This is a genomic window from Streptomyces sp. NPDC048191 (genome assembly GCF_040652655.1).
Lineage (GTDB): Bacteria > Actinomycetota > Actinomycetes > Streptomycetales > Streptomycetaceae > Streptomyces.
In genome coordinates this window covers 39,294-47,098 of the sequence record NZ_JBEZMO010000045.1, presented here as the reverse complement: position 1 = coordinate 47,098, position 7,805 = coordinate 39,294, and the positions used below count along the sequence as shown (strand labels likewise).

6 protein-coding genes and 1 tRNA gene are annotated in these 7,805 nt (G+C 72.1%); 1 reads left to right on the top strand and 6 read right to left on the bottom strand.

What is annotated here, in order from left to right:
- Window positions 1-398: 398 nt before the first annotated feature.
- The 4 genes from AB0D93_RS38865 to AB0D93_RS38850 form a co-directional block, all read right to left on the bottom strand.
- Complete coding sequence (locus AB0D93_RS38865) at window positions 399-959, bottom strand: HIT domain-containing protein (RefSeq protein ID WP_362130562.1); 561 nt, start codon at window positions 957-959, stop codon at window positions 399-401.
- Window positions 960-1,032: 73 nt separating this feature from the next.
- Entirely contained in the window at window positions 1,033-3,009 is a 1,977-nt protein-coding gene (gene thrS / locus AB0D93_RS38860) for a threonine--tRNA ligase (protein ID WP_362130559.1), read from the bottom strand.
- A 92-nt stretch (window positions 3,010-3,101) separates the two neighbouring features.
- Entirely contained in the window at window positions 3,102-4,352 is a 1,251-nt protein-coding gene (locus AB0D93_RS38855; RefSeq protein WP_362130556.1) for a hypothetical protein, read from the bottom strand.
- Window positions 4,349-4,915: a DUF4365 domain-containing protein gene (locus AB0D93_RS38850; RefSeq protein WP_362130553.1), complete on the bottom strand. Its 567-nt coding sequence runs from the start codon at window positions 4,913-4,915 to the stop codon at window positions 4,349-4,351. Before AB0D93_RS38850 ends, AB0D93_RS38855 begins: the two co-directional genes overlap by 4 nt.
- Before the next feature lie 168 nt (window positions 4,916-5,083).
- Between AB0D93_RS38850 and AB0D93_RS38845 the strand changes: the two genes are divergently transcribed.
- Window positions 5,084-5,809 (top strand): 3'-5' exonuclease, encoded by a 726-nt coding sequence (locus AB0D93_RS38845; RefSeq protein WP_362130550.1) that lies wholly within the window; start codon window positions 5,084-5,086, stop codon window positions 5,807-5,809.
- Window positions 5,810-5,839: 30 nt separating this feature from the next.
- Here AB0D93_RS38845 and AB0D93_RS38840 read toward each other — a convergent pair whose 3' ends face one another.
- Both AB0D93_RS38840 and AB0D93_RS38835 read right to left on the bottom strand, forming a co-directional pair.
- On the bottom strand, window positions 5,840-7,645 hold the full coding sequence (locus AB0D93_RS38840; protein ID WP_362130547.1) for a DUF2207 domain-containing protein: 1,806 nt from the start codon (window positions 7,643-7,645) through the stop codon (window positions 5,840-5,842).
- 57 nt (window positions 7,646-7,702) lie between these two features.
- Window positions 7,703-7,774: transfer RNA gene (locus AB0D93_RS38835), tRNA-Val, on the bottom strand.
- Window positions 7,775-7,805: the final 31 nt, after the last annotated feature.

Sequence of the window (7,805 nt, the reverse complement as noted above, 5' to 3'; positions counted from 1 at the left end):
CACTCTCTTTCGCTACTCGACGCTCTTCCGATCTGCCTGCGGGGCCTGCGGGGCCTGCGGGGCCTGCGGGGCCTGCGGGGCCTGCGGGGCCTGCGGGGCCTGCGGGGCCTGCGGCAATTGAGCGGTGCGCGAGCCAGCGGCGGCTCGGCCGACGCGGCAGCCAACGGCGGCCCGGCTCTCGCGGGAGCCAGCGGCGGCTTGACCAGTGTGGCAGCCAACGGCGGCTCAGCCCGTACGGGAGCCAGCGGCGGCTTGACCGGCGCGGCAGTCAACGGCGGCTCGGCTGGTGCGGGAGCCAGCGGTGTCTCGGCTGGAGCGGGGCCTGCGGGGCCTGCGGCAATTGAGCGGGGCGGGGCCGGTGCCACATTGCGGGGCGGGTGCGGCGGCCGGCGCGGGGATCATGTCGTCGGCCAGGCCTCCGCCAGCATCTTCCTGGTGTCGGCCAAGAGCTGCGGCAGTACCTTGGTGTGGCCCACGACCGGCATGAAGTTCGTGTCGCCGCCCCAGCGCGGGACGATGTGCTGGTGCAGGTGGGCGGCGATGCCGGCGCCGGCGACCGTGCCCTGGTTCATGCCGATGTTGAAGCCGTGCGCGCCGGACGCGGTGCGCAGGGCCGTCATCGCCTGCTTGGTCAGCTCGGCCAGCTCGGCGGTTTCCGGCCCGTTGAGCTCGGTGTAGTCGGCCACGTGCCGGTACGGCACGGTCATCAGATGGCCGCCGTTGTACGGGTAGAGGTTGAGGACCGCGTACACGTGCTCACCGCGCCGGACGATCAGCCCGTCCTCGTCGGACTTGGCCGGGATCGAGCAGAAGGGGCAGCCGTCGTCGGCCCCAGGACCGGTCGGCTTGTTCTCGCCCTGGATGTAGGCCATCCGGTGGGGCGTCCACAGGCGCTGGAACGCGTCCTGCGTCCCCACTCCGATCTGCTGCTCCGGCTCACTCGTCATGCCATGCAGCATATGGCGTCCAGGTGTGGGACAAGGCAAGGCCCCCGGCGAGACCGAGTCACCGGGGGCCCTGCGGAACGCCTGCTCAGACCTGCGCCCGCTCCTGCACGACCTGCGCGATCTTCGCGATGGCCTCGTCGAACGGGATGCCGTTCTCCTGGGAGCCGTCGCGGAAGCGGAAGGAGACGGAGCCGTTCGACATGTCCTCGTCGCCCGCGATGACCATGAAGGGCACCTTCTGCTTCTGGGCGTTGCGGATCTTCTTCTGCATGCGGTCCGAGGAGGAGTCCACCTCGACGCGCAGGCCCTTCTTCCGGGCCGCGGCGGCGAACTTCTCCAGGTACTCCACGTGCGCGTCACCGATCGGGATGCCCAGTGCCTGGACCGGGGCCAGCCAGGCCGGGAAGGCACCCGCGTAGTGCTCGAGCAGCACGGCGAAGAAGCGCTCGATCGAGCCGAACAGGGCTCGGTGAATCATCACCGGGCGCTGCTTCGAACCGTCCGGGCCCGTGTACTCCAGGTTGAACCGCTCCGGCAGGTTGAAGTCGAGCTGGATGGTCGACATCTGCCAGGTCCGGCCGATCGCGTCCTTGGCCTGGACGGAGATCTTCGGGCCGTAGAAGGCGGCGCCGCCCGGGTCCGGGACGAGGGGCAGGCCCTGCTTCTCGGCGACCTGGCGCAGCGTCTCGGTCGCCTCCTCCCAGACCTCGTCGGAGCCGACGAACTTCTCCGGGTCCTTGGTGGACAGCTCCAGGTAGAAGTCGGTCAGGCCGTAGTCGCGCAGCAGGCCGAGGACGAAGGTGAGCGTCTTGTCCAGCTCCTCGGACATCTGCTCACGGGTGCAGTAGATGTGCGCGTCGTCCTGCGTGAAGCCGCGGGCACGGGTGAGGCCGTGCACGACGCCCGACTTCTCGTACCGGTACACGGTGCCGAACTCGAAGAGGCGCAGCGGCAGTTCGCGGTAGGAGCGGCCGCGCGCGTCGAAGATCAGGTTGTGCATCGGGCAGTTCATGGGCTTGAGGTAGTAGTCCACGCCCTCGTCGAGCTGCATGGGCGGGTACATGCCCTCGGCGTACCAGTCCAGGTGCCCGGACGTCTCGAAGAGCTTCCCCTTCGTGGCGTGCGGGGTGTAGACGAACTCGTAGCCCTCTTCCTCGTGGCGGCGCCGCGAGTAGTCCTCCATCACCCGGCGGACGATGCCGCCCTTGGGGTGGAAGACGGCGAGGCCGGAGCCGATCTGCTCCGGGATGGAGAACAGGTCCAGCTCGGAGCCGAGCTTGCGGTGGTCGCGCTTCTCGGCCTCGGCGAGGAAGTCCAGGTACGCCTTCAGCTCGTCCTTGGACGGCCAGGCGGTGCCGTAGATGCGCTGGAGCATCGGGTTCTTCTCGCTGCCGCGCCAGTAGGCGGCCGCGTTGCGCATCAGCTTGAACGCCGGGATCAGCCGGGTCGAGGGCAGGTGCGGACCGCGGCAGAGGTCCTTCCAGCACAGCTCGCCGGTCTTGGCGTCCAGGTTGTCGTAGATCGTCAGCTCGCCGGCGCCGACCTCGACATCCGCGCCGTCGTCGTGCGAGGCCGAGCCCTTGAGGCCGATCAGCTCCAGCTTGTACGGCTCGTCCGCCAGCTCCTCGCGGGCCGCCTCGTCGGTGACGACACGGCGGGCGAACCTCTGCCCGCGCTTCTGGATCTCCTGCATCTTCTTCTCGACGGCCTTGAGATCCTCGGGCGTGAACGGCTTCTCGACGTCGAAGTCGTAGTAGAAGCCGTCCTTGACGGGCGGGCCGATGCCCAGCTTGGCCTCGGGGAACAGCTCCTGCACGGCCTGCGCCATGACGTGCGCGGTGGAGTGGCGCAGGATGTTCAGGCCGTCCTCGGACGAGATCTCGACGCCCTCGACCTCGTCACCGTCGGACAGCTCGTACGCGAGGTCCTTCAGCTCGCCGCCCACGCGCGCGGCGATGATCGAGCGCTCGCCCGCGAAGAGGTCGGCGGCCGTAGTGCCCGTCGTCACCACGCGTTCTTCCCGCTCGGAATCGCGTTGGATGATCACACGGACGTCTGACACCGGTCTCTCCTGACTGAAGGTGGGTGCGGCGCCATACCAGGAGCGCGCGCACAGGCGATCGTACCGACCCGACCGTACCGACCGCTAAACGGTCACCCTCGGTCCCCGCTCCCGTACTCTCCCGGCTCGCCGTCGCCGCAGGCCTCCTCGAAGAAGTCCAGGTTCTCCTGGAGGGCCTTCATCAGCCGGTCCCGCTCGCCCTCGTCGACCTGCACGGGTACGACCCCGGAGGCGCCGGTGAGCCGGCGGAAGCCGCCCCGGCGCTCCAGCCGGCCGTGCACGCGCACCGGGAGCCCGACGAGGTGGGCGTGGCCGGCGATGCGGTAGTCCTCCTCGTCCAGGGTGACCCGGACGTGCGGGACGTCGGCGCCGGCGAGGACGCGCAGCCGTACGGTGCCCTCGCCGCCGGGCCCGGAGCGGCGCATGCGGACGACGGCGCCGGTGATCCGCACCGGCACGGAGGGTTCCTCGCGCAGGTAGCGGGCGGCGGCCTCGCGCAGGACGGGCAGGTCGCCGGGCGAGAACTCGACGGGTTCGGCGGAGGGTGCGCAGCCCTCGGGGACGCCGGCGCCGGGTGCCCAGGCGACGGCGATCCGGGCGCCCTCGGTGCCCCGGACGAGCACGGCCAGCGCCTCGGTCAGTTCGCGGCTGACGCCGGCCTCGACCGCGCCGTCGAAGGCGTCCATGCCGCCGGTGGCCCGTCGGTAGTCGACGGCCTCGCGGGCGGCGTACAGGGCCTGGTGGAGGCGGACGGCGAGGGAGCGGCCGGTGGGCACGGGCACGAAGGCGGTGAGCCGGCGGCCCTCGTCGGCGGGGCCGACGAGGACGTCCTGAAGGAGTGCGGCGGCGGCGCGGCGGTGGCGGGCGCCGTAGTAGCCGGCCCGCGCGCGTGTGGCGAGCGCGGCGGCGAGCAGCATCTGCCGGGCGGCGCCGCGCAGTTGCTCGTCGGCCGTCCAGGGCGCGGCGCCGGCGGGTCCGCTCGGGGTGTCGCGCCACCAGCGGATCTCGTCGCTGGGCACGGCGAGGGAGATCAGCACCTCGCGGGCGGCGGGCGTCGCGCTGCGGGCGAGGGCGTCGAGGGCCTCGCCGAGCAGGTCGTCGCTGTCGGGGAAGGCCCGGCTCTCCGGCACCAGCAGGCTGGTCCCGCCGCCGCCCGGCCCCGGCGGGGTCCAGCGGCCGTAGCGTCCCGGGGCACCGCCGCGCCGCTGCCAGCCGTGCCGGTGCAGCAGGGCGCCGAGCACGGCGGGGTCGACCTCGGCGGGCTCCGGGGGCCGGTTCCAGGCGAGGTCGTCCGGATGCGGCCGGGCCTGGCGGGGCAACTGCTCGTACGGACGGCTTCTCATGGCCTGCCTCCCGTCCCGACGCGCGTCATGATCTCGCAGAGCGCCCGGTCGTCGAAGATGCGCGTGGTCGGGATCCGCACGGTGGTCCGGTGCCGGCCGGTGACGGCGTGGCCGGCCAGGTTGACCCAGTAGCAGCAGTGCCTGAGGTCGAGCCGGTCGTGGCTGGCGCGCAGCCAGTCGTCCTGCGAGCGCGGGACGAGCATCACGACCAGGATCTTGTGCACCGAGACGGGGGTGCGGGCGAGCTTGCGCAGATGGTCGTTGTCGAGGGTGAAGGAGAAGGAACGCCCCGGAGGGTTCGGCGCGACCTGGTACGTGGCCTTCAGCTGCACCTTGATGGTGACCTCGTCGTCGACGGTGTGTCCGGGCGCGCTGTGGCTGACGTGCCAGTCGATGCCGTTGTCCGGGAAGGGCTGGGACAGCGAGCATCCCGCCGCGGCGGCGACCGCGTGCAGATAGCCGACCTGCAGTGTCTCCATGCAGGCGGTGGTGGCGAGCGTGCCGCGGACGGTGCCCGGGCGATCGGGCAGCAGCCCGCCCCGCTCGGGCTGCGCTATGGCCATGACCAACAGCCTTCCAAGCAATGAGTTTCCCCGCTGCGGGCCGCTGAACTGCAAAGACCCGTACTCCTGTTGTGTCCTTGCGGCGTACGGCGCAAACGGCCCGGGTATCACCAAACGGGCAGAAGACGGAACGTCACCTGCCCTCGGTGAACGAGGAGTTGGGTTGGGATGACGTACTGGTACGAGGGGCCGCTGGCCGCCTTCGACACGGAGACGACGGGCGTGGACGTCGAGACCGACCGGATCGTGTCGGCCGCCGTCGTCGTCCAGGACGCGCCGGGGACCCGGCCCCGGATCACCCGCTGGCTGGTGAACCCGGGGGTGCCGGTGCCGGAGGCGGCGACGGCGGTGCACGGACTGACGGACGAACACCTCCAGCACAACGGCCGCTGGCCGGCGCCGGTGATGTACGAGATAGCCGAGCAACTGGCGGAGCACGCGGCGATGGGCCGCCCGCTGGTGGTGATGAACGCGCCCTTCGATCTCACCCTGTTGGACCGGGAGTTGCGCCGGCACCGCGCGTCCTCGCTGGACCGTTGGTTCGAGTCGGTGCCGCTCAGGGTGCTGGACCCGAGGGTGCTCGACAAGCACCTCGACCGCTACCGCAAGGGCCGCCGCACGCTGACCGACCTGTGCGCGCACTACGAGGTGACGCTCCAGGACGCGCACGACGCGGGCGCGGACGCGCTGGCCGCCCTGGAGGTCGTACGGGCCCTGGGCCGCCGTTACGCGACCCGGCTGGAGCGTCTGTCCCCCGCCGAGCTGCACACGCTCCAGGCCAACTGGCACGCGGCGCAGGCCCGTGGGCTGCAGGCGTGGTTCGCCCGCAGCGGCTCGGACGAGATCGTCAGCACGGAGTGGCCGCTCAGGCCGGAGCTGCCGGCCGCGGCATAGGAGGAGCGGGTACCGCCCCCGGTACGGCGGTCACCAGGAGCCGCCTCCGCCGCCGCCCGCTCCGCCGCCGACACCTCCGGAGGAGCTGCCCCCGCCGGAGCCGCCACCGGAGCCACCGCCGCTGGAGGACGGCGTCCGGGAGGAGAGCGCGGCGCTGACGACGAGTCCCAGGGCCAGCGCCGGCCCCAGCCGGACGGCGGGCGAGGAGGGCTGCCGGGTGGGCACGGCGGACGTCTCGACGGCGTGCCGCCAGGTGTCGCCCAGGCCGAGGGCGACCGCCCAGGCCGTGTAGCGCCGGACCTGTTCGTCGTCGAGGGGCTGCTCTGCGGGAGTCGCCGACGGGTCGGCGAGGTAGCGCCGGAACGCCTCCACCCGCAGCCGCTGGGCGCTGCCCTCGGGTGTGCGGCGGTGCAGCTCCCAGGCGCGCCGCGCCAGCGCGAGGCCGGCACCGAAGACGACCGCGCCCGCGATGAGCACCGGTCCTCCCGCGGCGAGGCGGCCGCCGCCGAGGCCCGCGCCCACCGCGGCCGTGACGAAGCCGAGCACGGCGGCGGCCATGCCGGCATACCGTCCGGTGCGGGCCCGGCGCAAGGACGCCGTGTCCCACAGGCCGGAGTCGGTCTGCCATTGCCGCAGGTGGCGGGCGAGCGCATGCCAGCCCGTCTGGAAGGACGAGTCGTACATGCCCAGGGTGATCCGGTCGCGCCCGGCGAAGATGTACCGCAGGACCTCCCTGGCGACCGGATCGTCGGACCCCGCGCCCCTGCTGCTGCGGCGCAGGGTCGGAGCGTGCCCCTCGCCGCCGAGGACGAGGTGGCCGTCGGCGACGGCGCCGAGCAGCCAGGCGGTCTGGTGCCAGGGCTCCACCCGCTCGTCGGCCAGGATGCCGCCCTGGGCGGGACTCAGTCCCTGCGGGGGTGTGGTGCTCGGCGTTCCCCGGTTCGCGTCGGCGCCCTGCGGTGCGGGCCGGTCGCGGCCGAGGAGGCGCAGCAGCCCGATCGTGGCCAGGGCGGGGGCGAGGGCGAGGCCGACGGCGAGCAGTGCGTTCAGCAGCGGATGGGTCACGGTGGTGCCGACGGCCTTGCCCGCGGGTGGCGCGGGCAGCAGCGGCTCCATTCCGGAAATGCGGTGGCCCTCGCCGGCGTAGAGGGTGAGCCCTTCCTTGCCCTTGAGCCGGTTCAGCTCGACGGTGAGCAGGCCGGGGCCAGTCGGCTCGACGGCGCAGCGGTGCTCGGAGCCGTCGGTGCCGTGCACGCAGCGCGGTGCGGTGAGCAGGTGGGGGGCCAGGACATGGATCTCGACGCGGGACCGGTCGACCTGCCAGCCGGTGCCGACCGCGTCCCAGGCCAGCCTGCCCTTCTTCACGACGTCCCGCAGGGTGTACTGGACGCGGTAGCGGTGCACGCCGGTGACGGCCCGGCCGGGGTCGCCGATCTTGATGCGGGTGGCGATCTCCCGGTGGCCGTTCGGCTCGGTGTAGTAGTCGCCCATGGTGAGTTCCCAGGGGACGCGATGGCCGTCCATGCTGACGGCGATGTGGGCCTCGTCCTCGTCGAAGGGCAGGTCGGGCAGGTCGCGATAGATGCCGTGCCGTTCCGTGTGCGGGTAGCCGAAGTCGTAGTCGACGACCTCGGTGATCCGGGCGCTGCCGTCGGCGGCGATCCGTGCGCCGACCCACATCGTGGTGACCCGTTCGGTGTTGAAGGTGATCCTGGCGAGCGCCACGACGCCGCCCAGCACCAGTGCGATCAGGAGGATCCTGATCAGACTGCGGACCCGGAGCCGGCGCACCCGCCCGCCAAGTCTCGGTCCTTCCCCGCCCTGTTCCTTGCCCATGACGCCCCCCATGGCATCAAAAGAGCCGGTCCGCTGGGCGGACCGGCTCTTTCCCGGTGGGCGATACTGGGTTCGAACCAGTGACCTCTTCGGTGTGAACGAAGCGCTCTCCCACTGAGCTAATCGCCCGGGAACGCAGTGAACAATACAGGTCCCGGCG